The organism is Nocardia amikacinitolerans (assembly GCF_900215415.1).
Lineage (GTDB): Bacteria > Actinomycetota > Actinomycetes > Mycobacteriales > Mycobacteriaceae > Nocardia > Nocardia amikacinitolerans.
This window is the reverse complement of record NZ_OBEG01000005.1, coordinates 1-24382: the sequence shown is the minus strand read 5'-3', so window position 1 is coordinate 24382 and position 24382 is coordinate 1. Positions and strand designations below refer to the sequence as shown.

Sequence of the window (24382 nt, the reverse complement as noted above, 5' to 3'; positions counted from 1 at the left end):
CTCCCGACATACCAGCGTCCGGCACGGGCGTTTTGTTCCGTTGCGCCGGTCACGGTGGGGGTCCAGCGGACTCGAAGTGGACCGAGACGGGGGACGGCGGGGTCGGCGACGATCGAGGACATGATCGAGACGGCGGCGATTGTCGGGGTGGCGATGGCCGCGCTCGGCATGGTGCTCACTCCGGGGCCCAACATGATGTATTTGGTTTCGCGCACGGTATCGCAAGGGCGGCGGGCCGGGCTGGTCTCGCTGACCGGGGTGGCGGCCGGGTTCGGCGTGTATCTCGCCGCCGCGACGGCCGGTATCACCGCGGTGTTCGCGGTGGTGCCCGGGCTGTACCTCGCGGTGAAGCTGGCGGGTGCGGCGTATCTGCTGTGGCTGGCCTGGCAGGCGCTGCGCCCCGGCGGTGTCTCGGTCTTCGCGCCGTCGGAACTGCCCGCCGATCCGGCTCGGCGGCTGTTCACCATGGGCCTGGTCACCAACCTGCTCAATCCGAAGATCGCGATCATGTACCTCGCGCTGATCCCGCAGTTCGTCGCGCCCGACCGGGGTCTGGTCTGGCTCCAGAGCCTGTCCCTCGGCGCGATCCAGATCGCCGTCGCGCTGACCGTGAACGGGCTGATCGTGCTCGCCGCGAGCAGCATCTCCGGCTTCCTCACCGGCCGTCCACTGTGGCTGCGCGCCCAGCGGTACGTGATGGGCACGATGCTCGGTTCGATCGCGGTACTGCTCGCGACCGACCGCGCCCGCCCGGTTCCGGCCTGAGGGCGGCTCGGGCTCGCAGTCCACTCGCACGGCTCGGCGGCGCACACCGGCCGTCACGTCGGCTCGGTCCTGCCACCTCCGCGGACCGGCGCTGACGAGCCCGGTGCCGGGTCGGTCCTTCCTGGCGTCCGTTCCGGCAGAAGCCGGAGCCCGGCATCAGGCGGGTTTGCGTCCGCCGGGCGAGCCGGTGGGCGGGTGTCGCGGAACTCACAGCGCAACCGACGTGCAAACCTGCTGGACGGAGAAAGTGAAAGGAGCGGTTTCATGGTCGCCGGGTTGGACGTCATGGCCACGCAGCTGGATTCCGCCGTGAACGCCGCCCAGCGCATCGGCGAGCTGCTCGGGGTGGTCTCGTTCGCGGCTTCGGGCGCGCTGCTCGCGGTCCGCAAAAATATGGACGTCTTCGGCATGGCGGTGCTGGCCTGTAGCACCGCGCTCGGCGGAGGCGTCATCCGCGACCTGCTCATCGGGCGCACGCCACCCGCCGCGTTCACCGACCTGACCTACCTGTGCGCGTCCCTGCTGACGGCGCTGGTGATCTTCTTCAAGCATCCGTCGCACCGGCTCACCGGCCCGCTCGAGATCTTCGACGCCATCGGGCTCGGCTTGTTCTGCGTGACAGGTACCGCGGTCGCCTATGCCCAGGGCGTCGGCGCACCGACGGCCGCGCTGCTCGGCATGGTCACCGCGATCGGCGGCGGCGTCATCCGCGACGTGCTCGGGGGCGAGGTGCCTCGGGTGCTGCGTCCGGACCAGGAGCTGTACGCGGTGCCCGCGCTGCTCGGCGCGGCCGCCACCGCGACGCTGCTGCACTTCGACGCCTACTGGGCGTGGACCGGTCTGCTCGCCGCCTTCCTCGCCATCGCCTTCCGCCTGCTGGCCCGCCGCTACGGCTGGCACGCGCCGCAGGCCCGGCGCAACACAGGCCGCCTCGATCCCTCACCGGAGTGAGGGACCGAAAGACACATGGCGACCCCGCGCACCCTTCCGTAACGTCGGGAACGTGACGGCGACCGAGCTGCGGCAGGACCTTCGACCGGAGCGTGATCGCCGCCGGATGACCTGGCTCGCCATCGAATTCGCCTTGCTCTACTTCGGACTGGTCGGCGGCTACGCCGCGCTCGGCAGCCCCGGCAGCCCCATTCCGTTCCTGATCGCGCTCGCCGTTGGCGCGCACTTCTGGCTGCGTGGGCAGCGCGTGCCCAGCTACGGACTCCGCGATCACTTCCGCATGCTGCGCACCGTCCTGCCCTCGATGCTTGCCCTCTGGGTCGCCGCCGCCGTCGCCATCGGCGTCGCACTCGCCGTGCTCAGCCCGGACCGGCTTTTCGAGCTGCCGCGCGCCGAACCGCTGCTGTGGGCGATGGTGATGGTGTTCTACCCGCTGTTCTCGGTGTACCCGCAGGAGCTGATCTTCCGGAAGTTCCTGTTCCAGCGGTACGCGCCCGCCTTCGGCACCGGGTGGGCGTTGATCGCGGCGAACGCCGCCGCATTCGGCTTCGCGCACATCATCTTCGGCAACTGGATCGCCGTGGCGCTGACCTTGGTCGGCGGCGTGCTGTTCGGCTACCGGTACCGACAGACCGGCTCGCTGCTGGTGGTCTCGGTCGAGCACGCGCTGTACGGCTGCCTCGCCTTCACCATCGGCCTCGGCGGCTTCCTCTACCACGGCGCGAGCTGACCCGACCGCGACCGAATTCACCTCAGGCGGTAGGTGAGCTGTGCGAACTGTCCCATTCGCTCGACGCCGACCAAGGTCATCCGATCGGCCAGAATCCGGCGCGGCAACAGCGGCGCTCCGCCGCCCAACGTCACCGGCGTGATGCCGACGATCACCTCGTCGAGCAGACCCGCGTCGGCGAATTGCCCGGCCAGCTCGCCGCCGCCGACGATCCAGATATTGCGCTCGGCCGCCGCCTCGGCCATCAGCTTGTGCACCGGCTCGACCTCCCCCGAGACGAACCGCAGATTCGCGGCGGGGATGGCGGGCAGCTCGCGATGGGTGAACACCCAGCACGGCCGGTCACCGTAGTTCTCGTGCCAGTACTCCGGCGACTCGTTGGCGATCATCCACTCGTAGGTCGTCGCGCCCATGCACATGGCGCCGACGCCGCTGAGGAACACGCCGATGTCGTCGGTGGCGGAGTCCGCGTCGGCGACGGCGAACAGCCAGCTGAGCGAGTTGTCCGGGTCGGCGATGTAGCCGTCGAGACTGGTCGCGGTGTAGTACTGGGTCGTCATGGTCTCGATCCTCACATCGAAACCTGACACCTTCGGTCAGCGTTTGCCGCTCGTCGCGACGCCCGCGCGCAGCCGTCGCACGCCCTCGTCGAGGATCTCGTCGCGCTTGCAGAAGGTGAAGCGCACCAGGTGATTCCACGCGGGCTTGTCGTCGGCGAAGACGCTGACGGGCACCGCGGCGACGCCGATCGACGCCGGAATCTCCCGGCAGAACTCGAGCCCGTCGGCGCGGCCCGTCGGCGTGAGGTCGGCGCAGACGAAATAGCCTCCACCACTTGCCTTCACGCCGAAGCCAGCGTTGGCGAGAGCGGCGGAGAGGCGAAGACGCTTGTCCGAAAGGACATCTCGCAGCCAGGCGACCCAGTCGAGCTCGTTGGTCAGCGCGTGCGCGATGGCGGGCTGGAACGGACCGCCGCCGACGAAGGTCAGGAACTGCTTGGCGGCGAGCACGCCGTCGATCAGGTACGCGGGGCCGCACGCCCAGCCGATCTTCCAGCCGGTGACGCTGAAAGTCTTCGCGGCGCTGGACACCACGACGGTCCGCTCGGCCATGCCCGGCAGTGTCGCCAGACTGATGTGCTCGTTGCCGTCGTAGACGAGGTGCTCGTAGACCTCGTCGGTGAGCACGATCAGGTCGTGCTCACAGGCCAGCTCGGCGACCGCGGTGAGATCGGTGCGGTCGAGGACGGTGCCGGTCGGGTTGTGCGGGGAATTGACCACCAGCATCCGCGTGCGCGGGGTGATCGCCGCACGCAGGCTGTCCAGATCCAGCACGAAACGATCGCCATCGGCGACCAGCCGAGCCGTGCGCCGCTGCGCGCCCGCAAGCGCGACGGCCGCAGCGTAGGAGTCGTAGTACGGCTCGATCAGAACCACCTCGTCGCCGGGTTCGACAAGCCCGAGCATGGCGGCGCTGATCGCCTCGGTGGCTCCCACGGTGACAAGCACTTCGGTGTCCGGGTCGTATTCGGTGCCGTAGCGGCGGGCCCGGTCGGCCGCGATGGCGCGGCGCAGCACCGGCATGCCGCGCCCCGGCGGGTACTGGTTGACGCCGTCGGCGATGGCCTGCCTGGCCACCTCCAACATGCCCGCGGGCCCGTCGGTGTCGGGGAAGCCCTGACCGAGGTTCACCGCCTCGTACCGGACGGCGAGCTCGGTCATCTCGGCGAAGATCGTGGCGGCATAGGGACGTAGGCGAGCGACGGTCGCGGGACGTGCGGGCATACCCCGGAGAGTAGCGGAGCGATCGCCATTGTTGCTATTAGATAGCGAACGGCTATGTTTCACATTCATTTTGGCCTTTCTACCTGGGCTGTTGTGCGTTCTCCCATGGGCAGCTAGCCTCGCCGTGTTCTATCTCACAAGCCGCCGCCCCGCGGCGGTGTCTCGAAAGGGGCGCTCATGGCCTCGTATCTCGACCTCGTACTGAATCCGGCCGCGTCGGAGGTCGCCGGAACCGTACTCGGTCTGATTCGCGAAGTGGCGCACGATCTGATCGCCGGTACCGGCGATTGGTTCACCGGATCGTCGACCGGCGACTGGTTCACCGGATCCACCACCGGCAACGGCGGCACCGGATCCTCGACGGGCGACTGGTTCACCGGTTCCACGACACCCTGACCCCGTCCGATCCGCCGGGTCGGGCGATGAGGGTCCGGCCCGGCGGGTCAGGCCAGCCGAACGCCGGTCAGCTTGGCCGGATTGGCGTGATCGTAAGTGCCCCAGACCAATCCGTCGCGCACCGTGAAACCGACGACCCGCGCCGGATGCCAGTCCTGCTCCTCGGTCTCCGAGTCCAGATTCATCACGAGCCCCAATTGCCCGTTCACCGTGGCAAATTCGTAGCGGGTCGCGGCTTGATCGGTGTCGCCGATGCCGTACTTGCGCACCAGCCCCAGCATGAAGCGGGCGATCTTCTCCGCGCCGCCGACGATGTTCACCGCCGTGGAGGTGGTGCCGTTGGCGTCGCCGATGAGCACCGCGTCCGGGTGCAGCGCGCGAGCGACCGCGGCGATGTCACCGGTGGCCAGCGCCGCGAGCAACCGACGAACGGCCGCCTCGTGCTCGTCGTCCGACACCGGTGCGGGCACGCCCGCGACCGCCTTGCGTGCCCGAACAGCCAACTGCCGCGCGGCATCCGAAGTGACGCCGAGGATTTCGGCGATCTCGTCGAACGGCACCGACAACCCGTCGTGCAGCACGAACGCCACCCGCTGCGGCGGGGTGAGAGCGTCGAGCACCACCATCGCGGCCAACCGGTATTCCTGCCCGCGCACCACCGACTCCAGCGGATCCGGCGTGCTCGACGGCGTCACACCGGTGACGATCGGCTCCGGCAACCATTGCCCCACATAGGTTTCCCGGCGCGACGCCGCACTGCGCAAGCGATCCAAGCAGATTCGGCTCACCACGGTGGTCAACCAGGCCCGCAGATCGTCGATCTCGGACTGGTGCGTCCCCGCCAACCGCAGGAAACTCTCCTGTACCGCGTCCTCGGCGTCGCCGACGCTGCCCGTCAGCCGGTAGGCGACGGAAAGCAAATGAGCCCGATGCGATTCGAACAAGTCGGCGAGAAGAGCGGCAACCATCGGGCCGATTCTACGGTCCTCCTGGTCGGCCGATCACCGCGGTATCCATCCGGTCATCCGATAACCGGATGCCCCCGCCGACCCGGCCGTGTCACGATGGCCAGATGGAGATCCGCACGCTCTCGGACGGCGCGGTCTGGCTTTCCCCGCCCACCGCGGCCGATACCGATGTCATCATCGCCCGCTGCCAGGACCCGTCCATCGGCGAGTGGACGACGATACCGGTGCCCTACGGCCCGGCGGACGCCGAGAAATTCTTCGCCGACTTCGTCCTGCCCGGCTGGGCCGGGCGCAGCCCGACCTGGGCGCTGCGCCTCGCAGCGGACGGACCCGTCATCGGCATGATCGGACTGGAGCAAAAGGACCCGACCGCGTGCGAGATCGGTTTCTGGCTCGCCTCCGAACACCGCGGCCGCGGCCACATGGCGCGTGCGGTGGGGCTGGTCTGCGGGTTCGGCTTCGCCGCCGACGGCATGGGGCTGGCTCGGATCAGCTGGCGCGCGTTCGTCGGCAACTACTCGTCGGCAGCGGCGGTGCGCCGCAACGGCTTTCACTACGAGGGCCGGGCGCGGCTCGGCGGCTGGCAGCGCGGCGTCCGGCGCGACGAGTGGCTGGCGGCTCGCCTGCACAGCGATCCGCCGGGCCGCGTCGCCGAATGGCCCGCGGAGTTCCCCGCGCTCCGCGACACTGTCTCCCATGGGTGATGACGGCAATCGCCGGTTCGTGAACGCCACGGCGCTCGGACCCGCCGACAACGACTCGCGAGCCGAACGCACAAGGGTGGTCGACCGTGGGTGACGCACGCTTTCCTTGGTTCGCCGACACGATGACGCTCGGGCCCGCGGATCGGGTGTTGGAGATCGGGCCAGGGGCGAGCCCGTCGCTGTCGCTGCTGGCCGAGCGGGTGCCGGAGGGGCGCGTCATCGGGGTCGAGCGCTCCGCGACGGCGGTCGCCCGCGCCGCGCAACGGCTGCGCGCGGCCGGGCACGACCCGTCGGTCCACGGCTCTGTGCCGAACGAGGGCGCCGCTGCCGCCGCCCGGCACAGCACGGCGACTCGGACCGAAGCGCGAGAGGGCGCAGCCGGGCGCGGTGCATCCAGAGGCGGCGCCGAGCCGCGCGAAGACGAAGCGGCGCAGGGCGATTCGGGCCGCGTCGGCCTCGTGCACGTCGAGCTGACCAAGCTGCGACCGGAACAGGTGCTCGACGACTTCGGGATAGACGCCTTCGACAAGATCCTCGCGGTCAACGTCAACCTGTTCTGGACCAAGCGGCCCACCGCCGAACTCGCACTGATCAGGCGGCTGCTCGCGCCAGGAGGCGGGCTCTACCTGTGCTACGGATACGGCGATCCGGACGGCGCGGCGTCGTCGCCGAAGCCACCGCCAGGGCGGCTCGGCGAGCACCTGACCGCGGCTGGGTTCACCGTGCGCACCGTCGCCTCCGGCGATCTGCTCTGCGTGATCGCCGAGCCGAAGTAGCGGCCACACACCTTTCACACGCCTCACAGGCTCGCCGGCTCTGTGAGGCGTCGAAAGGATATGGGTCAGCTCGCGCGGCGCTGGGCGACGGCGTCGGCGAGGCGGTCCAGCTGGGCCGCGGTGGTGGACCAGTCGATGCAGGCGTCGGTGATGGACTGGCCGTAGGTGAGGTCCGCGGCGCGGCCGAGGGTGAGGTCCTGACGACCCGCGACCAGGAAGCTCTCCAGCATCACGCCGACGACACTGCGCTCGCCGCCCGCGATGCGCTCGGCGATGTCGGTGACCACGTCGACCTGCTTGTTGTGGTCCTTGTTGCTGTTGCCGTGGCTGGCGTCCACGACGATGCGCTCCGGCAGACCCGCCTTCTCCAGGCGCAGGCAGGCCTCGGCGACGGAGGCCGCGTCGAAGTTCGGGCCGGTGCTTCCGCCGCGCAGGATCACGTGGCAGTCCGGGTTGCCGGTTGTGCGGATCAGCGCGGAACGGCCGTCGAGGTCGGTGCCGGGGAAGACGTGGCTGGCCGCCGCGGCGCGCACGCCGTCCACGGCCACCTGCACGTCGCCGTCGGTGCCGTTCTTGATGCCGACCGGCATGGACAGCGCGCTGCTCAGCTGACGGTGCACCTGGCTTGCCGCGGTGCGCGCGCCGATCGCGCCGTAGGAGACCAGGTCCGCGATGTACTGCGGGGTGATCGGGTCGAGGAACTCACAGGCCACCGGCAGGCCGAGGGCGGTGATGTCGACGAGCACCTTGCGGCCGATGCCGAGACCGGTGTTGACGTCGAACGAGCCGTCCAGGTGCGGGTCGTTGATCAGGCCCTTCCAGCCAAGGCTGGTGCGCGGCTTCTCGAAGTAGACCCGCATCACCACGTGCAGCCGGTCGCTCAGCTCGGCGGCCTTCTCGGCCAGCCTGCGCGCGTAGTCCAGCGCCGCCGCGGGGTCGTGCACGGAGCACGGTCCGACGATCACCATCAGGCGGTCGTCGGCGCCGTCGAGCACGTCCACCGTGGCCTTGCGGCCCGCGCGGACGGTGTCGGCCAGCGGATCGCTGATCGGGTGCACCATGCGCACCTCGGCGGGCGAGCGTAACGGGCTCACGGAGAGGGTGCGCTGGTCGTCGAGATCGGAATGCCGCGCGTCGACGTCGGCTGCGGTTGTCATCTGTGTGGGTTCCTTTTCGTCAAGGCCGACCCACGGACGTGAATACCGTCGAGCCGGTCCATCATCCGGCTCGGGGTGGAAGAAGTCAGCGCATGTGGTTGCCGCAGACCGACCCACCCAGGGCCGGCTTGCTAAACCAGAAATACGCGCGCTGCACGTCGGTGACTGTACCAGGCGTTGGCAGCCGGGTGACGCAGGGGCCAACTTCCATGATCGAGACGGCGTCGGTCGTCACATCGATACTCGTCGGCTACCGGCCCCCGCGGCCAAGAACGTGATCAGCTCCACTGCCCCGGCTGGTACCCGCCCGCCGGGGTGCCCGCGATGACGTTCATCCGGTTGTAGGCGTTGATCAGCGCGATGAGCGAGATGAGCGCGGCGATCTGGTCCGTGTCGTAGTGCTTCTGCACCTGAGCCCAGGTCTCCTCGCGCACGCCGGTGTGCGCGTCGGCGAGCCGGGTGCCTTCCTCCGTGAGGGCCAGCGCGGCCCGCTCCGCGTCGGTGAACACGGTGGCGTCGCGCCACGCGGCCACAAGATTCAGCCGCACCTGGTCCTCGCCGGCGTGCAGCGCGTCCTTGCTGTGCATGTCGGTGCAGAATCCGCAGCCGTTGATCTGGCTGGCTCGCAGCTTCACCAGCTCCTGTGTCGCGCGCGGGAGGGTGGACTGGTCGACCACCAATCCCGTGTTGCCGACGCGCTTGGCGAACTTCGCGCCGATCTCGGTGCCGTAGTAGTCGAAACGCGCTTCCATGATGTACCCCTTGGGTTCTCGGTTCTTCGCTCCGGCGGGGGCCGAAGCGTCGTATACCGAGATGACGACGCGCCTCAGCGAGGTGTGACACCACCCGTTGTGAGCCCGGTCATGATGACGAACGCCCCTGACCCGAGCCGGTGCGCTCTCCGGGAAACCGTCAGGAGAACGAGTAGGTGACTCCCGTGAGCTTCTCCGACAACTCCCACAGCGCCCTGGCGACGGCCTCGTCGCGGGACTGCTTGGTGGAACCCGAGGTGCCAGGGTAGCCGCGCATGCCGGCGAGCCCGGTGGGTCCGTAGAACGCGCCAGGCTCGATCGGCGTGACGGTGGCGGCGTAAAGCTCTGGCAGCGCGCCCATTTCGGCGCTCTGCGCGAACAGCCGGTTGCCGATCGACATGATCGGGTCGAAGAACGACTCGGTGTGCGACTGCAATTCGGTCGCCGCGTAGCCGGGGTGCGCGGCCACCGAGATCTTGCCGGAACCGGCAGCGGTCAGCTTGCGCTGCAACTCGTAGGCGAACATCAGGTTGGCCAGCTTGGCCTGCCCGTAGGCGGCCCAGCGCTGGTATTTCCTGCGCTCCCAGTTCAGGTCGTCAAGGTCGATCCTGCCGATGGCGTGCGCGCCGCTGGATACCGTGACCACCCGGTCCGAGATCTTGTCCAGCAGTAGGCCGGTCAGCGCGAAGTGACCGAGATGGTTGGTGCCGATCTGCATTTCGAAGCCGTCTTTGGTGCGCCCTTCCGGCACCGCCATGACGCCCGCGTTGTTGATCAGCACGTCGACCCGGTCCACCGAATCGGCGAACTCGCGTACCGAGGAGAGGTCGGCCAGATCGAGCGCGCGCACGGTGGCGCGTTCGCCGAGATCGGCGGCGACCTTCTCGCCCTTGGCGACGTTGCGGCAGGCCAGCACCACATCGGCCCCCGCCCCGGCGAGCGCGCGCGCCGCCACCGCGCCCAAGCCGCTGTTCGCGCCGGTGACGATGAACGTCCGGCCGGTCTGATCGGGGATGTTCGAGGCGTCCCAACGGGTCATGTCGGGAAGTTTAGTCCTGGAAGCGCGACCCGTCGCCCCGATCGGAAACGGGGCGACGGGAAACCACGTCAGGCCTGCGCGAGGATCTCCTCGTCGGTCATGGCCGCGACCTCCAGATACAGCTTGGCGACCTCGTCCAGCCGGTCCGGCGTGCCCGCCTCGGCGTCCTTGGCGAGCAAGCGCTCGGCGAGACCCGCCACCGTCCGGCCGACGAGGATGTCCGCGACCAGCGCGTGCTCCGCGTCGAGCCATTCGCGGACCCGCGCGATCGCCGTCGTCGCGAGCACCGAGTCGCCGCCGAGCCCGAAGAAGTCGTCGTGCACGCCGAGGCGGGGCACGCCGAGCACCTCGGCGACGATCGCCGCGAGCGCCGACTCCAGCGGCGTGCGCGGCGCGAGGTCCGCGGTGTCCTGCGCGGAGGGCTCGAGCAGCGCGACGACAGCGCGGCGGTCGAGCTTGCCGTTGTCGGTGAGCGGCATCTCGTCCAGTAGTTCGATGCGGGTCGGAATCATGTAGCTGGGCAACAGATCCGAGATCGCGCCGACCAGATCCACGGTGCTGCCGGGGAATCCGGCGACGGCCGCGACAAGCTTCGGCACCCCCTTCCCGACCACCGCCGCGACCGCGTGCCGGACACCCGGCGCGGTGCGCAGCGCGCTCTCCACCTCGCCGAGTTCCACGCGGTAGCCGCGGATCTGCACCTGGTGGTCGGCGCGGCCGAGGAATTCGATCGTGCCGTCGGGCCAGTAGCGGGCCATGTCGCCGGTGCGGTACCAGCGGATGTCGTCGTGCGTCACGAACCGTTCGGCGGTGCGTTCCGGGTCGTTGCGGTAACCCGCCGCGACATTCGCGCCGCCGACCCAGAATTCGCCGGGCACCCAGTCCGGACAGTCGCGTCCCGCCGAATTCACCACGCGGCAGCGCACATTGCGCAGCGGAACGCCGAACGGCACCGTCGTCCAGTGCGCGGGTGGCTCGCTGACCTCGCAGATGGTGTTGTGGATGGATGTCTCGGTCGCGCCGCCCAGGCCGGAGAAGCGGCAGCCGGGCACCTGCGCGGCGAGCCTGCGCGCGAGATCGGCGCCGACCCAGTCGCCGCCGAGGGTCACCGCGCGCAGCGAGTCGCCGAGCTCGTCGCCGCCGATCTCCAGGATCATGTCGAGCATGCTCGGCACGCAGTTGAGGATCGTCACCCGGAAGTGCCGCAGCAGCTCCACCCAGGTGGTCGCCTCCTCGCGCTGCCTCGGGTTCAGCGCGACCACGGAGCCGCCCACCGAGAACATGCCGAAGATGTCGTAGACCGAGGCGTCGAACTCGAGCGCGGAGAGGCCGAGTACCCGGTCACCGGAGCCGACTTCGAACCAGTCGTTCACCGCGTCGATGGTGTTCATCGGGCCGCTGTGCGGCAGGTCGACGCCCTTGGGCGTGCCCGTCGAACCTGAGGTGAACAGCACGTAGGCGATGGCGGAGGTATCCGGGATCACGGGCGCGGCAAGCGGATTCGGGTGCTGCCTGGCCTGCGAGATCGGCACGCAGGCGATCTCGGGACGACCCATGTCCGCACCGTCGACGGTGAGCGCGGCCACCACCTCGCCGGTGCGCAGGATTTCCGCGCGCCTGCCCACCGGCTGGTCGAAGCCGATCGGCACGTAGGTCGCGCCGGCGGCGAGCACGCCGAGCACCGCGAGGATCTGATCCGGACCCTTCGGCAACTGCACCGCGACCGTATCGCCTTGCCGCACACCCTGATCCCGCAGCGCACCAGCCACGGCCAGCGCCTGCGCGGCCAGTTCGCCGTAGCTCCACCCGCCGTCGACGCCGTCGGTCTGCCACAGCACCGCTGGCGCGTCGGGCGTCGCGGCGGCGTGCTGGAAGAACCCCTCGTGCAGCGCGCGGCCGGTCACCGGTCCGTCGGTGGCGTTCACCTGCGCGCGCACGGTGGCTTGTGCGAGCGGAAGACGTACCGCCGCTTCGGCGTTCCATCCCGCTTCGCCCGCGCCGAGCCGGGTGATGGCGTCGGTGTAGCTGGTGAACATCGCCTCGATCACGCCGTCGGGGAAGGCGGATTCGCGCACGTCCCAGTTCAGCAGCAGGCCGCCGCGCACCTCGGTGACCTGCGCGTCCAACAGCACCTGCGGGCCCTGCGAGATGATCCAGACCGGCTCGCCGAAAGTCTCGGTCACCGAATCGGCGAACAGTTCGCCGAGATTGAGCGCGCTGGTGTAGACGATCGGCGCGAGCACCGGCTCACCACGGTGGCGGCCGAGGTCGCGCAGCACCTCGAGGCCGGAATAGGCGGTGTGCGCGCCGCTTTCGTGCATCGAACGCTGCAACGCCCGCGCCCGGTCGGCAACCGTCATGTTCGCGCTGACGTCCACCTCGAGCATGATCGACGACGTGAAATCGCCGATGACGCGGTCGATGTCGGGATGCACCGGCTCGCGGTGGAACAGCGGCACATTCAACAGGAATCGGCTCTGCGCGGACCAACCGCCGATGGTCTCGGCGAACACGGCCGCCAGCGCCATGGCCGGGGTGATGCCGCGCGCGTGCGCGGCGTCCAGCAGCCGCTGCTTGGCCTCCGGCTCGAGCCAGTGGTTGTAGCGGACGGTCCGATGCGGGTCGACGCGCTCGCTGACCGGAATGGTCGGCAGCTCGGGCGAACCGGGCAGGCGCGGCAGCCGTTCCTGCCACCACTGCTTGTCGCGCTCCCGCGCGGCCGCGTCGATCTGGCGTTCGGTGCGGTAGCGGCGGTAGCTGTAGGTCTCGGCGGGCAGCGACCCGCCGTGGTAGAGCTCGGCCAGGTCGGAGATCAGGACGCGGTAGCTCATGGCGTCGCCGGCGAGCATGTCGACGTCGAGGTGCAGGCGGGTGCGGCCGGCGGGCAGCAGGCTGAGCGTCACGTCGAGCACCTGCCCGGCCTCGATGTCGAGGCGCTGATGGGTCTTGCTGTCCCGCAGGCGTTCCAGCTCGGCTTCCGCCGCTTCGGCGGACTCCCCGCGCAGGTCGACGACGGAGAACACCGGGCGACCCGGCGCGGGCATGGTCTGCTGGGTTCCGTCCGGCAGCACCCTGGTGCGCAGCATCGGGTGCGCTGCGACCAGGGCCGCGACGGCGCGCTCGAGCCGCTCGGGATCGACGGCGGCGCCATCGAATTCGACGTACAGGTGCGCGGCGACGCCGCCGAGGTCCTGTTCGTCGGAGCGGCCGATCCAGTACGCGTGCTGCATGGTCGCCAGCGGGAAGGGCTCGGATTCGTCGGTGGCGGTGGCGGATTCGACCGGAGCGGCTCGCGACTCGTCAGGTGCGCCTTCGGTTTCAGCACCCGCACCGAGCAGCCGGGACCATTCCGCGACGGTCGGCGTCGCGGCCAGCTGGGCGAAGTTGACGTCCGCACCGCGCTTGCGCCAGCCACCGGCCAGTTTCATGGTCCGGATGGAATCCAGGCCCAGCTGGATCAGATCGTCCTCGTCGGCGATCGCGTCGATATCGATGCCGAGTTGCCCGGCGATCGCGGCGCGGATCTCGTCCCGGCCGATCACCGCGTGCGCGGCGTTCCCCGCTCCGTCCCCCGGTCGCTGTGCTGGCTGCATGTGCCGCTGTACTCCTTGGTCGCCGCCGCATCCGGCGGATCGAGACTGCTCGGCGCAAGCGTATCGCACTGAGATAGGGTTGCCTAACCTACATAAAGAGACCCTAATTACTAGGTCCGAGAATCACCCGTCCCGACTTTGTGAGGCAGCCCGTGACCACCACATCCAGCACCCACCGAGAGGGCTACGTCCCCTTCCCCGCCGACGCGGCCGAGAACTACCGCGCCGCAGGCTACTGGACCGGTCGCGCGCTCGGCGATCTGCTGCGCGAGACCGCGCGTCGGGAGCCGGACCGCACCGCGCTGATCACCGACTCGGGCGCGCGCAGCTACGCGGAGGTGGACGCCGAAGCCGATCGGATGGCGCACGGCCTGCTCGCGCTCGGCATCGCGCCGGGCGACCGCGTCGTCGTGCAGCTGCCCAACGTGCCCGAGTTCATGACGGTGCTTTTCGGTCTGCTGTGCGCGGGCATCATCCCGGTGCTGACGCTGCCCGCGCACCGCAGGGCCGAGATCGAGCATCTCGCGGCGCTTTCCGAGGCAGTGGGATACGTCATCGTCGACAAGCACGGCGATTTCGACTACCGGGAACTGGCCGCGACGGTGCAGGAGTCCGTGGCGAGCCTGCGCCATGTCATCGTGCTCGGCGAGCCCGGTGCGTTCACCGATCTGAATTCAGTGCCCCGCGAGGGTGACTCACTACCGGAGGTCGACCCGAGCGACATCGCGCTGATGCTGGTCTCCGGCGGCACCACCGGCCTGCCGAAGCTGATCGCACGCACGCACGACGATTACGCCTACAACGCCACCGCGAGCGCCGCGGTGTGCGAGCTCACCGCCGACGACGTCTACCTGGCGACACTGCCCGCCGCGCACAACTTCCCGCTGGCCTGCCCAGGCATCCTCGGCACCGTGAGCGTCGGTGGCGCGGTCGCGTTCGTCACCGATCCCAGCCCCGAGAACGCCTTCGCCGCCATCGAGAAGCACCGGGTCACGGTCACCGCCGTGGTGCCGCCGCTTGCCCAGTTGTGGTGCGCGGCAACCGAATGGGAGGACGCCGACCTCGCCTCGCTGCGCCTGCTCCAAGTCGGCGGCGCGCGTCTGGCCGAGGTGAACGCCGTCGAGGTCACCCCCGCGCTCGGCGCCACCTTGCAGCAGGTGTTCGGCATGGCAGAGGGTCTGCTCAACTACACCCGGCTCGACGATCCCGCCGAGCTGCTGCACACCACGCAGGGCAGGCCGCTCTCCCCCGCCGACGAGGTGCGGGTGGTCGACGGTGAAGGCAACGACGTCGCACCGGGCGAGGAGGGCGAGCTGCTCACCAAGGGCCCCTACACGATTCGCGGCTACTACCGCGCGCCGGAGCACAACGCCCGCGCTTTCACCCCCGACGGCTACTACCGCAGCGGTGACCTGGTCCGCCGCCTGCCGTCCGGCCACCTCGTGGTCTCCGGCCGGATCAAGGACGTGATCAACCGCGGCGGCGAGAACATCTCCTGCGACGAGCTCGAGGAGCATCTGCTCGCCCATCCGGCCGTCCGGCACGCCGCCGCCGTCGGGCTGCCGGACGCGGCGCTCGGCGAGAAGGTCTGCGCGGTGCTGGTCGTCGACGGCGCGATGCCGACCTTGGCCGAGATCAAGACCTTCCTGACCGACCGCGGCCTTGCCACCTACAAGCTGCCCGATGTGCTGCGGCAGGCGGACAAGTTGCCGATCACCGCGGTCGGCAAGATCGACAAGAAGGCGCTGCGCGATCGGTAATCCGGCCGCACGGCTCGACATGCCAGTTGTCGGTTCCTCTATGCCCCAGTGCCGTCCGAAAAGGTTGGACACGCAACCCGACCGAAGGTCACCATCAGTCGGCCTAACACGATGAAGGCCACCTTCAGTCGGTACACCGGGCGCACAGGCCGATCGACGACGACGGGTCGCCCACCGAATGGTGGACGACCCGTTCGTCTCGGCGCACGCTCGGCCATCGGCGTGCGCTCGGCTTGCCGTGTGCGCTACGCCTTGACCACGTACGGCGCTACGCTGCCGAGCTTTTCGCAGGTCTCCTCGAATTCCCGCTCGGGGCGCGACTGTCCGACGATGCCCGCGCCCGCGCGCAGCCACGCGCCCTCGGTCGTCTGGTAAACCGCGCGCAGCACCAGCGTGGCCTCCATCGCGCCGGTCGGCGAGATCGTCACCACCGCACCGGAGTACAGCCCGCGCGGCGAACCGTCCAGGCGGAAGACCGAGTCGACGCCCTCGCGCTTGGGGATGCCGGACGCCGTGACCGAGGGGAAGAGCACCTCGAGCGCGTCCCAGCTGGAGCGGTCGGCGGCCAGCCTGCCGCGCACGGTGGAGGCAAGGTGCTGCACGCTGCCGCGCTCGCGCACCGCCATGAAGTCGGACACCACAGGCGTACCGGGATCGGCGACCGCGCTGATCTCGGCGAACGAGGTCTGCACCGAAATGGCGTGCTCCACGATCTCTTTCGGATCGCTGACCAGGTCGGCGCGGGCCGCCATGTCGACGTCCTCGCCGAGCCCGAAGGCGCGGGTGCCCGCAAGCGGCTCGGTGGTGACCACCCGCTCGTCGTCGACGGAGGCGACCAGCTCGGGGCTGAAGCCCGCGGCTTCGAGACCGCCGAGCCGCAGCAGGAAGGAGCGGGCGGGCGTGTTGTTCGCCCGGCCGAGCCGGTAGGTGGCAGGCACGTCGACCGCGAACGGCAGCTCGACCTTCCTGGACAGGATGACCTTCTGGTAGCGGCCGGAACGGATTTCCTCGACCGCCTCCGCGACCCGCTCGCGGTAGCCGGTCGGGTCCACCCGGATGTCGGCCGGGTGCGGCGTCGGCAGCTCGCTGCCCTGCGCTTCGGCGATGAGATCGTGGATGTCACCGGTCTCGCTCGGCGTCGCGCCAGAGACGCGGATACCGGATTCGTCGACGCGCACCTCGATGCGCGGAATCATCAGGTGCGCCAAGGGCGTCCGCTCGTCCAGGTGCGCGGTCGCGTCCAACGCCCACGCGCAGAACTCGAATCCGATCCAGCCGTAGGCGCGGCGGCCGTCCAGCGGCAGCAGGCCGAGTGCCTCGTCCAGAGCCCGCGCGGGCGTGCCCGTCCAGCTCGTGGCGGTGGTCTTTCCCTCCCAGGTGACGCGCAGTTCGCGCACGTCGAGTTCGATGCTGCCGATCGGATCGGCCGCGAACACCCACTCCCCCGGACGTTCGTACATCACGTACTCGCCGAATCGATCCGCCGCCGCCAGCCGTGACATCGCTGCCGCCGGATCGGTCACATACTCAACGCGCAAGCGCTCGTCCGTGGTCGACAACGATCCTCCAAAGGTTACCCTGACCTAACTCAAGGAGGTAAGGTTAGCATTACCTGCGCAGCGCGAAGGTGTGCTCGCGGCCACACGATCTTTGAATTGGGCAAATGCCCAGGGCGACACCGGTTATCCGGCCGCAACGACCGTCGAACGCCCCGCCGCCTGCTCCCCGCGACCGCCACTTCCCGCTCGCCGCGCCCGCGTTCGAGGGCCGCCCACCGTCCGCGTTCACCGCACCGGAATCGAACTCGCCGCGCGGAGTGCCTGCGCACAGCGGCGCGGCAGGCTTGAATGAAGGAAGCGTCACCTGCGGAGGGAAGAACATCGATGATCGAGCACCGCGGCGGCTCGCCGACGAAGTCAGCTACCGCGCCCCGTTCGGTGGTGGCACTGGTGGACGCCACCTCCGGTGTCGAGCGCCAACTGGTCGGCGCCTGGCTCGGCGACGGCGGCATCGCCAAGGAGATCGGCACCGACGCGCCGATCACCCAGCTCGACCTGGACGCGGGCGCGATCGCGGACCGGCTGATCGGTCGCCGCGACGACCCGCTTGTTGTGCCGATCCGGGTGCTGTGGCTGCCGCCCGAGCGCGACGGCGTTCGCCGGATGACCTTCGCCGATCTCGCGATGCTGACCAATCCCCGCAAACCGCACTGGATGGCCCAGCGCAAGCTGGTGCGCAAATCGCCGGACCGGCATGTCATCCTGACCGGGCAACCCGCGTTGCTGAGCGAGTTGCGCGCCAACAACCCCGAGGCCTCCGCGCTGCACGCGGCGGGGACGGCCGAGCCGTTCGCCCGCGCCATCCTGCGCGCCGCGGTGGTCGCGTTGGAACGCGCGGAGCGTTCCATAATCGGCGACCGCTACAAGGTGCCCCGGCTGGTGGCCGAGGAGATCCTCGACTCCCCCGACTTCCTGCGCAGGCTGGAACTGATCGCCGACCAGATCGGCGCGGATCCGCAGGAGGTGTACCGCCGCGCGGAGAAAGCGCTCAACGAACTGGTCGCCGCGCAGAGCCGAACGGTCTCGGATCTGTTCACCCAGGCCATGCGCCCGGTGCACGCCTCGACATGGAAGGTCGACACCGAGGAGTCCGGCCTCGCCGCGCTACGCGCGCTCAATCGCCGCTATCCGCTGGTCTTCCTGCCCTCGCACCGTTCCTACGTCGACGCGTTCGTGCTCGGTGACGTGCTGGCCCGCAACGACTTCCCGCCCAACCACGTGATCGGCGGCGCCAATCTGCGGTTCTGGCCGCTCGGCCCGATCGCGCGGCGCACCGGCACGGTGTTCATCCGGCGCAGCTTCGGCGACGACGAGGTCTACAAGGCGGTGGTCGAGGAGTACTTCGCCTACCTGGTCGCCAAACGCTTCAACCTGGAGTGGTACTTCGAGGGCGGCCGCACCCGCACCGGCAAGCTGCGCCCGCCCCGCTACGGCCTGCTCAACTTCCTCGCCGCCGCGGTGCGCGCCGACCGCGTCGACGACGTGATGCTCGTTCCGGTCTCGATCACCTACGAGCGGCTCAACGAGCTCGGCGCCATCGCCACCGAACAGGCGGGCGGGACAAAGAAACCGGAGGGACTGACCTGGCTGGCGCGCTACATCCGCAGCCAGCAGCATTCGGCGGGCCGCGTCTACGTCCGCTTCGGCGCGCCGCTCTCGGCCCGCGACCGGCTGGCCGCGCACGGCGACCCGCTCACCCCGCCGCGCGTCTCGATTCCCTTGCACCACACCGAGTCGGTCGCCGAGCCGATCGCCGACACCGATCCGGAGACGCTGGAGCGGGAGCGAAAGGCCGTGCAGCGCCTGGCCTTCGAGATCGCCGTCGGGATCAACGCGGTCACGCCGATCACCGTCAACTCGCTGGTCACCCTGGCCCTGCTCGGCGTCGACGAGCGGGCGCTGACCCTCGGCGAGGTGTGCGCCCTGCTCGCGCCGGTACTCGGCTACATCGAGAAGCGCGACCTGCCGAGCGGTGAACTCGACGCGTTGCGCGAGGAAACCAGTCTGGCCGTTGTGCTGGAACAGCTTTCGCTGGCCAAGGTGGTGACCGTCTATCGCGGCGGCTTGGAGCCGGTGTATTCGATCGAGAGCGGCGCGCACCTGGAGGCTGCGTTCTACCGCAACAGCGCCGTGCACTGGTTCGTGAACCGGGCGATCCTGGAATTGTCGATCCTCGCTGCGGTGGATTCCGGTGCGCCCGACCAGCTTCGGACCGGATGGGACGAGGCGTTCCGGCTGCGCGATCTGCTGAAGTTCGAGTTCTTCTTCCCGGACCGCGCGGAGTTCACCACGCAGATCACCGCCGAGATGCTGCTCGTCGATCCGGAGTGGAACGGACGCAGCCGCAAGGACACCCTCGGCTCCGACATCCTCGGGAAGCTCACCGCCTCCGGGTTCACGATGGCCCACCGCGTGCTGCGCTCGTTCTTCGACGCGCAGCTCGTCGTCGCCGAGCGGCTGGCCGCGCGCGATCCCGGCGCCGCGATCGACCGCAAGGAATTCCTCGACGAATGCGTGTCGGTCGGCAGGCAGATGCTGCTCCAGCAGCGCCTGCACAGTCCGGAATCGGTGTCCACCGAGCTGTTCGGCAGTGCGCTGAAACTGGCCGACAACCACGGACTGCTGCGGCCGGTCTCCAGCACCTCGGCCAAGGACCGCACCGAATTGATCGCGCGTCGTACCGAATTCGCCGATCGCCTGCGCGGTATCGGGGCGCGTATCGCGCAGGCCGCTGCCCTCGACCCGTCCAATAATCCGGGGCTGGGGACCCGATGAGCCAGGCCGCAGCCCCGCGCCCGGCCGCCGAAGATCGAGGCCGACCGGGGGATTCGTCCGCCGATCTCCGCGCGATGTTGTCCGCCATCCGATCCGGGCCGCAGGGCCCCGAGATCGCCGCGGTGTTCGACTTCGGCGGCACCGTCGTGGACGGGTTCCCCCGCGCGCCGCTGTATCGCAGGGCGTTCGGCGGCGGCCCGCGTGGTCTGTCCGCGACGCTGCTCGGCAGCATCCGCAACGGACTCACCGACGGCGAGTACAGCCGCTTCCTCCAGCAGGCCGCCCAGGCGCTGGCCGGGCGGACCGAGGACGAGCTCGACGACCTCGGCGTCCAGCTTTTCCGCCGCGCCGTCTACGGCCATCTGTATCCCGAAGCGTGGCAATTGATCCGGACCCACGAGGCGGCCGGGCACACCGTTGTCCTGACCAGTTCGCTGACCAGGTTCCAGGTCGCGCCCGCCGCCGCCGCGCTCGGCGTCCAGCACGTGCTGTGCACCGAGATGGCTACCAGCGACGGCGTGCTCACCGGCTACACCGCGGGAAAGACCCTGTGGCGGCACGGCAAAGCCGACGCCGTGCGCACGTTCGCCTCGGCCAACGGCATCGATCTGAGCCGCAGCTACGCCTACGCCGACGGCGTCGCCGACCTACCGCTGCTCGCGCTCGTCGGCCACCCGGTCGCGGTCAACCCCGAACGCAAGCTCGGCGCGATGGCGTCCGACAACGCTTGGCCGTCGCTGGCCTTCCGGCCGCGCAGGGCGCCGCGGCCGCTGGACTACCTGCGTACAATCGCCGGTTTCGCCGCACTGCTCGGCGGCGCGGTGTTCGGTGTGCTCGCCAAGTCGTACACCGGACAGCGCAGGAAGATGGCCGACTCGCTGATGGCGTACGGCACCGCCGCGACGCTGCGCGCGCTGGGCGTGCGTGTGCGGGTGACCGGCGCCGAGCACGCGCGAGCGCCGCGCCCCGCAGTGTTCCTGTTCAACCACCAGAGCCAGTTCGACGTGATCATCGTGCCGAAGGTGCTCGGCGGCGGTGTCACCGGCATCGGCAAGAAGGAGCTGACCCGCAATCCGCTGTTCGGGCCGCTGATGCGCTTCGTCGGCGTGACTTTCATCGACCGGTCGGACACCCATCGCGCCAAGGCGGCGCTGGCGCCCGTGGTCGAGACGCTGCGCGGCGGGCTGTCGATCGCCGTCTCGCCCGAGGGAACCCGTTCGTACACACCGGAAGTCGGCCCGTTCAAGAAGGGCGCGTTCCACATCGCGCACCAGGCGGGCGTCCCGGTGATCCCGGTGGTGATCCGCAATGCGGGCGAGATCTCCTGGCGCAACTCGATGATCGCGCGGCGCGGGACGGTCGACGTCGCGGTCCTGCCGCCCATCGATGTGCGCGACTGGGACCCGGTGTCGATGAACGAGCAGGTCGAAGCGGTGCGCCGGCTGTTTCTCGCGACGCTGCTCGACTGGCCGGAGTGAGATGGAACACGCTGCGCCCCAGAACGATTGACCTCAATAAATCTTGAGGTTTCACGATAGGTCTCACAACGAATTCACAGCTTCGCCTCAGGAGACCTGAACCATGTCCGTCGCACCCGCCACCACCGCACCCACCATCCAGATCCCCGCCGTCAACCGCCCGGTCGCCGTCCTCGGCGCGGTCGCGGCGGCCGTGCTGGTCAACCTCGTCGTCTGGCTGATCGGCGCCGCCGCGGGCGGCTCCTTCGTCATGGACGACGGCACCACCACCCAGGACGTCGCGCCTGGCGGTGTCATCGCTATGTCGGCCGTCCCGCTGCTGATCGGGCTGACCGCGGCCGCGCTGCTGTCCTACCGCTGGGTGGGCGTGCTGCGGGTCGCCTCCGTGGTCGGCTCGGTGCTGACCCTCGCCACCATCGCGGGCACCGTCGCCGCTACCTTCGACACCGCGTCCACCGTGGCGCTGTCGATCATGCACGTGCTGCTCGTGCCGGTCATCGTCGTCAGCATGGAGGGCCTGCGCAAGCACCTGATCGAGCGCTGAGCCCGGCCGGGTGAGCCCCGAACAGACCAGAGCCCCGCCTCCGTCGTCCGGATGCGGGGCTCTGCGTTGTCGTAAGTCAGACCGAGCGGCCGAACAGCAGCTTCCACGGCATCAGCGCCGACTCCAGCTGCACCTTCAGGCTCATCTTCGAGGCGCCGAGTGTGCGCTCCTCGAACCGGATCGGCACCTCGGCGATCGCGATGCCGCGCTTGACCGTCCGGTAGTTCATCTCGACCTGGAACGAGTAGCCGTTGCTGCGGATCGAGGCCACGTCGATGGCGCGCAGCGTGTCGGCCTTCCATGCCTTGAAGCCCGCGGTGGCGTCCTTGACGCCGAGGCGCAGGATCAGGTTCACGTAGAAGTTCGCCCAAGCCGAGAGCGCCTTGCGGTACCACTTCCACTCCTCGGCGGTGGAACCGCCTGGCACGTACCGCGAGCCGAGCACCACGCCCGCTTCGGTGTCGCGCAGCTTCTCCAGCATGGCCGGAATCACCTCGGCCGGGTGCGAGAGATCGGCGTCCATCTGGATCACCACGTCGGCGCCTTCGTCCAGCGCCCGGGTGATGCCGGCGACGTAAGCGCGGCCGAGTCCGTCCTTCTCGGTGCGGTGCAGCACGCCGACCACGTTCGGCAGTTCGGCGGCCAGCTTGTCGGCGACCTCACCGGTGCCGTCCGGCGAGTTGTCGTCGACGACGAGGATGTGCAGGTCGGGCACCGGAAGCGCCGTCAGCCGCTCCACCGCCACCGGCAGATTCTCCCGCTCGTTGTAGGTCGGCACAACAACGGTAACCCTCAAGGGTCGCCCTCCCTGCTCACCTGGTCCGGCCCGCAGCCCACGCCGGACCGCCGAGCACTCGTTCGATTCTGAGAAACCGTACTCGATCGACCTGATGGACACCTGAGCGGCCGCACGCGGGGTCGAGGGCATGACCTGCCGTAGTCCGGACCAAGATCAAGTCGCGGACCTGCGGCGACGGTCGCGCCGCCGCGTGTCGCACTGCTCGGGCGAGCGAAATCCGTTGTCGCGCAGGAAGGGTGTCAGTCGCCGTCGCGCCAGGATCGGTCGCGCGCGTCCTCGCGCTCGTTGCGCGCCCGGACGATCTCCAGCGCGCGTTCGGCCGTGGCCTGGTCGGGATACGGGCCCATCCGGTCCCGGAACCAGCACTGGCGTCCCTTCTCGGCACGCTGGTGCTTCAAGCAGTAGTACCACCGTTCAGCCATGCCCCCAGCATCCCACCTCGCCGACCACCCGGCCCGCGTTTCCGGAACCGGATGAGCGGCGAGCTACCGGGCCGACACCCGTGAAACGAAAAATCCCCCCGCCGTACCGGCGAGGGGATTGTGGTGGCCAGGGCCGGGATCGAACCGGCGACCTTCCGCTTTTCAGGCGGACGCTCGTACCAACTGAGCTACCTGGCCGCAGGCACCCGTTCCGAATGCCATACGCTAAACGCCGGATTTCTCCGGCGCTTGTTTGCGACCCTGACGGGACTCGAACCCGCGACCTCCGCCGTGACAGGGCGGCGCGCTAACCAACTGCGCCACAGGGCCTTGCTGTGCTACCAACGATCCGAAGACCGTACCCCCTACGGGATTCGAACCCGCGCTACCGCCTTGAAAGGGCGGCGTCCTAGGCCGCTAGACGAAGGGGGCTCGTCCCGGATTTCTCCGGACCGGCTTTCAACGGCTGTCCGTTGGGAGCTCGCATAGCTTATGACAGTCTCGCCGAGTTTCCCAAATCGGCTGGTCAGAGGCCCAGACCGAGCTCTTCCAGCCGTGCGGACGCACGCCACCCGTCGACACGGAACTTGGCGCCCCACTCCGGGGTGGACATCGCATCGATCACGACCTCGAGCACCTCCTGGAAGCGCGAGCGCAGATCGGTCGCGCCGCCGAGCAGATCGAGCAGGTAGCGCTGCCCCGCGAGACCGGCCGCCAGCGTCCGGGTGAACCGGTCCGGGTCGGCGTCGGCGCGCAGCTGCCCGTGCTCGATGGCGCGCACGGCCAGCACCCTGGTCGCGCGGCCGAGGATGCGACCGCCGCCGGTGTGCACGTCGCGATAGAAGTCCGGCTCGATGATCAAGCGGTACTCCGCCTGCACGATGATGTCGTGCTCGAGCCGCAGCGCCATCTCGTCGATCATCCCGTGCAAGGTGTCCAGCGGGCCGAGATCCGTTCTGGCGAGCCAGCGTTCGGCCGAGGACCGATACCGCTCGACCGCCGTCTCCAGAACCGCGCGTGCCAGATCTTCCTTGGAATCGAAATGGAAGTACATCGCCCCCTTGGTCGCGCGCGATCCCTCCAATATGCGGTTGAGCGATGCAGCGGCATAGCCGCTCTTCCCGAACTCAACGGCGGCGGACCTGATAATCGCCGCACGTGTCCGGCGGGCCCGCTCTTGCTGCCGTGCCATGCTCGAAACGCCTCCGAAGCCTACTCGCCGCCAATCGGTGCCCCCCATAGGAACGAACCCTTGGCGCGAAGTTATGAGTTTTATCAATACTTCAAACCGGGTTTTCGCCCAGTTTCAAACTTTCGGTACGAAAACTTGCGAAAAACCTGAAACACACCAGCTGGTATAGTTTGCGTGCCCGGGTGCGCCGCAGGGGGTGCGCACCCGGGCAAACATCGTCTCGGATCAGCCTCCTGCG

At 69.3% G+C, this 24382-nt stretch carries 22 protein-coding genes and 3 tRNA genes; 10 read left to right on the top strand and 15 right to left on the bottom strand.

Annotated features, from left to right (window positions below; genetic code table 11):
* Nucleotides 1-120 precede the first annotated feature (120 nt).
* From CRP45_RS22160 to CRP45_RS22150, 3 genes are all read left to right on the top strand, one after another.
* Complete coding sequence (locus CRP45_RS22160) at nt 121-765, top strand: LysE family translocator (protein ID WP_097246756.1); 645 nt, start codon at nt 121-123, stop codon at nt 763-765.
* Between the two features lie 264 nt (nt 766-1029).
* Nucleotides 1030-1716: a trimeric intracellular cation channel family protein gene (locus CRP45_RS22155; protein WP_067790526.1), complete on the top strand. Its 687-nt coding sequence runs from the start codon at nt 1030-1032 to the stop codon at nt 1714-1716.
* A gap of 52 nt (nt 1717-1768) precedes the next feature.
* Nucleotides 1769-2446, top strand: coding sequence for a CPBP family intramembrane glutamic endopeptidase (locus CRP45_RS22150; RefSeq protein ID WP_245910325.1), 678 nt, complete (start codon nt 1769-1771; stop codon nt 2444-2446).
* Nucleotides 2447-2463: 17 nt separating this feature from the next.
* On the opposite strand, the gene CRP45_RS22145 is transcribed toward CRP45_RS22150, so the two are convergent.
* Together CRP45_RS22145 and CRP45_RS22140 are read right to left on the bottom strand one after the other, a co-directional pair.
* Entirely contained in the window at nt 2464-3006 is a 543-nt protein-coding gene (locus tag CRP45_RS22145; RefSeq protein WP_097247169.1) for a dihydrofolate reductase family protein, read from the bottom strand.
* A 36-nt stretch (nt 3007-3042) separates the two neighbouring features.
* Complete coding sequence (locus CRP45_RS22140) at nt 3043-4230, bottom strand: pyridoxal phosphate-dependent aminotransferase (protein ID WP_097246754.1); 1188 nt, start codon at nt 4228-4230, stop codon at nt 3043-3045.
* 177 nt (nt 4231-4407) lie between these two features.
* On the opposite strand from CRP45_RS22140, the gene CRP45_RS22135 reads away from it, so the two are divergent.
* Nucleotides 4408-4626: a hypothetical protein gene (locus tag CRP45_RS22135; RefSeq protein ID WP_067790514.1), complete on the top strand. Its 219-nt coding sequence runs from the start codon at nt 4408-4410 to the stop codon at nt 4624-4626.
* Nucleotides 4627-4673: 47 nt separating this feature from the next.
* Here the strand turns inward: CRP45_RS22135 and CRP45_RS22130 are convergent, their stop codons facing one another.
* On the bottom strand, nt 4674-5594 hold the full coding sequence (locus CRP45_RS22130; protein ID WP_097246752.1) for a sigma-70 family RNA polymerase sigma factor: 921 nt from the start codon (nt 5592-5594) through the stop codon (nt 4674-4676).
* 104 nt (nt 5595-5698) lie between these two features.
* Between CRP45_RS22130 and CRP45_RS22125 the strand changes: the two genes are divergently transcribed.
* Nucleotides 5699-6298 carry a GNAT family N-acetyltransferase gene (locus CRP45_RS22125; protein WP_097246751.1) on the top strand — a complete coding sequence of 200 codons (600 nt, stop codon included), beginning with the start codon at nt 5699-5701 and terminating at the stop codon, nt 6296-6298.
* Nucleotides 6299-6384: 86 nt separating this feature from the next.
* Complete coding sequence (locus tag CRP45_RS22120) at nt 6385-7074, top strand: methyltransferase domain-containing protein (RefSeq protein WP_097246750.1); 690 nt, start codon at nt 6385-6387, stop codon at nt 7072-7074.
* Between the two features lie 65 nt (nt 7075-7139).
* Here the strand turns inward: CRP45_RS22120 and CRP45_RS22115 are convergent, their stop codons facing one another.
* From CRP45_RS22115 to CRP45_RS22100, 5 genes are all read right to left on the bottom strand, one after another.
* A complete protein-coding gene (locus CRP45_RS22115; protein WP_067790481.1) occupies nt 7140-8231 on the bottom strand; it encodes a 3-deoxy-7-phosphoheptulonate synthase in 1092 nt (363 codons plus the stop codon).
* 85 nt (nt 8232-8316) lie between these two features.
* Nucleotides 8317-8466 carry a hypothetical protein gene (locus tag CRP45_RS33960; protein WP_179830970.1) on the bottom strand — a complete coding sequence of 50 codons (150 nt, stop codon included), beginning with the start codon at nt 8464-8466 and terminating at the stop codon, nt 8317-8319.
* Between the two features lie 43 nt (nt 8467-8509).
* The gene (locus CRP45_RS22110; protein ID WP_097246748.1) at nt 8510-8983 is read right to left on the bottom strand and encodes a carboxymuconolactone decarboxylase family protein; all 474 of its coding nucleotides are present in this window, start codon (nt 8981-8983) and stop codon (nt 8510-8512) included.
* Between the two features lie 160 nt (nt 8984-9143).
* Nucleotides 9144-10022, bottom strand: a complete 879-nt coding sequence (locus CRP45_RS22105; protein WP_097246747.1) for an oxidoreductase — start codon at nt 10020-10022, stop codon at nt 9144-9146.
* Between the two features lie 68 nt (nt 10023-10090).
* Nucleotides 10091-13615, bottom strand: a complete 3525-nt coding sequence (locus CRP45_RS22100) for a non-ribosomal peptide synthetase (RefSeq protein ID WP_097246746.1) — start codon at nt 13613-13615, stop codon at nt 10091-10093.
* A gap of 152 nt (nt 13616-13767) precedes the next feature.
* On the opposite strand from CRP45_RS22100, the gene CRP45_RS22095 reads away from it, so the two are divergent.
* On the top strand, nt 13768-15375 hold the full coding sequence (locus CRP45_RS22095; RefSeq protein WP_097246744.1) for a (2,3-dihydroxybenzoyl)adenylate synthase: 1608 nt from the start codon (nt 13768-13770) through the stop codon (nt 15373-15375).
* Nucleotides 15376-15620: 245 nt separating this feature from the next.
* On the opposite strand, the gene nbtS is transcribed toward CRP45_RS22095, so the two are convergent.
* Nucleotides 15621-16934, bottom strand: coding sequence for a nocobactin biosynthesis salicylate synthase NbtS (gene nbtS / locus CRP45_RS22090; RefSeq protein ID WP_097246743.1), 1314 nt, complete (start codon nt 16932-16934; stop codon nt 15621-15623).
* A gap of 324 nt (nt 16935-17258) precedes the next feature.
* On the opposite strand from nbtS, the gene CRP45_RS22085 reads away from it, so the two are divergent.
* From CRP45_RS22085 to CRP45_RS22075, 3 genes are all read left to right on the top strand, one after another.
* Nucleotides 17259-19709, top strand: coding sequence for a glycerol-3-phosphate 1-O-acyltransferase (locus tag CRP45_RS22085; protein ID WP_097246741.1), 2451 nt, complete (start codon nt 17259-17261; stop codon nt 19707-19709).
* A 74-nt stretch (nt 19710-19783) separates the two neighbouring features.
* Complete coding sequence (locus CRP45_RS22080) at nt 19784-21187, top strand: HAD-IB family hydrolase (RefSeq protein ID WP_245910323.1); 1404 nt, start codon at nt 19784-19786, stop codon at nt 21185-21187.
* Between the two features lie 103 nt (nt 21188-21290).
* Entirely contained in the window at nt 21291-21731 is a 441-nt protein-coding gene (locus CRP45_RS22075) for a DUF6069 family protein (RefSeq protein ID WP_097246739.1), read from the top strand.
* A gap of 76 nt (nt 21732-21807) precedes the next feature.
* Here CRP45_RS22075 and CRP45_RS22070 read toward each other — a convergent pair whose 3' ends face one another.
* The 6 genes from CRP45_RS22070 to CRP45_RS22045 all read right to left on the bottom strand — a co-directional run bounded on the left by CRP45_RS22070 (nt 21808) and on the right by CRP45_RS22045 (nt 24144).
* The gene (locus CRP45_RS22070; RefSeq protein ID WP_281256209.1) at nt 21808-22527 is read right to left on the bottom strand and encodes a polyprenol monophosphomannose synthase; all 720 of its coding nucleotides are present in this window, start codon (nt 22525-22527) and stop codon (nt 21808-21810) included.
* Nucleotides 22528-22769: 242 nt separating this feature from the next.
* Nucleotides 22770-22952 (bottom strand): hypothetical protein, encoded by a 183-nt coding sequence (locus tag CRP45_RS22065; protein WP_067790454.1) that lies wholly within the window; start codon nt 22950-22952, stop codon nt 22770-22772.
* A 121-nt stretch (nt 22953-23073) separates the two neighbouring features.
* A tRNA-Phe gene (locus CRP45_RS22060) sits at nt 23074-23150 on the bottom strand.
* A gap of 58 nt (nt 23151-23208) precedes the next feature.
* Nucleotides 23209-23282: transfer RNA gene (locus tag CRP45_RS22055), tRNA-Asp, on the bottom strand.
* A 29-nt stretch (nt 23283-23311) separates the two neighbouring features.
* A tRNA-Glu gene (locus CRP45_RS22050) sits at nt 23312-23384 on the bottom strand.
* A 94-nt stretch (nt 23385-23478) separates the two neighbouring features.
* Nucleotides 23479-24144 carry a TetR/AcrR family transcriptional regulator gene (locus CRP45_RS22045; RefSeq protein ID WP_067790451.1) on the bottom strand — a complete coding sequence of 222 codons (666 nt, stop codon included), beginning with the start codon at nt 24142-24144 and terminating at the stop codon, nt 23479-23481.
* Nucleotides 24145-24382: the final 238 nt, after the last annotated feature.

Coding starts and splice junctions, on each gene's coding strand:
- CRP45_RS22045 (WP_067790451.1), bottom strand. CDS start 24,144: ATGGCACGGCAGCAAGAGCGGGCCCGCCGGACACGTGCGGCGATTATC.
- CRP45_RS22105 (WP_097246747.1), bottom strand. CDS start 10,022: ATGACCCGTTGGGACGCCTCGAACATCCCCGATCAGACCGGCCGGACG.
- CRP45_RS22075 (WP_097246739.1), top strand. CDS start 21,291: ATGTCCGTCGCACCCGCCACCACCGCACCCACCATCCAGATCCCCGCC.
- CRP45_RS22140 (WP_097246754.1), bottom strand. CDS start 4,230: ATGCCCGCACGTCCCGCGACCGTCGCTCGCCTACGTCCCTATGCCGCC.
- CRP45_RS22145 (WP_097247169.1), bottom strand. CDS start 3,006: ATGACGACCCAGTACTACACCGCGACCAGTCTCGACGGCTACATCGCC.
- CRP45_RS22100 (WP_097246746.1), bottom strand. CDS start 13,615: ATGCAGCCAGCACAGCGACCGGGGGACGGAGCGGGGAACGCCGCGCAC.
- CRP45_RS22130 (WP_097246752.1), bottom strand. CDS start 5,594: ATGGTTGCCGCTCTTCTCGCCGACTTGTTCGAATCGCATCGGGCTCAT.
- CRP45_RS22085 (WP_097246741.1), top strand. CDS start 17,259: ATGATCGAGCACCGCGGCGGCTCGCCGACGAAGTCAGCTACCGCGCCC.
- CRP45_RS22065 (WP_067790454.1), bottom strand. CDS start 22,952: ATGGCTGAACGGTGGTACTACTGCTTGAAGCACCAGCGTGCCGAGAAG.
- CRP45_RS22115 (WP_067790481.1), bottom strand. CDS start 8,231: ATGACAACCGCAGCCGACGTCGACGCGCGGCATTCCGATCTCGACGAC.
- CRP45_RS22155 (WP_067790526.1), top strand. CDS start 1,030: ATGGTCGCCGGGTTGGACGTCATGGCCACGCAGCTGGATTCCGCCGTG.
- CRP45_RS22125 (WP_097246751.1), top strand. CDS start 5,699: ATGGAGATCCGCACGCTCTCGGACGGCGCGGTCTGGCTTTCCCCGCCC.
- CRP45_RS22160 (WP_097246756.1), top strand. CDS start 121: ATGATCGAGACGGCGGCGATTGTCGGGGTGGCGATGGCCGCGCTCGGC.
- CRP45_RS22080 (WP_245910323.1), top strand. CDS start 19,784: ATGTTGTCCGCCATCCGATCCGGGCCGCAGGGCCCCGAGATCGCCGCG.
- CRP45_RS22110 (WP_097246748.1), bottom strand. CDS start 8,983: ATGGAAGCGCGTTTCGACTACTACGGCACCGAGATCGGCGCGAAGTTC.
- CRP45_RS22135 (WP_067790514.1), top strand. CDS start 4,408: ATGGCCTCGTATCTCGACCTCGTACTGAATCCGGCCGCGTCGGAGGTC.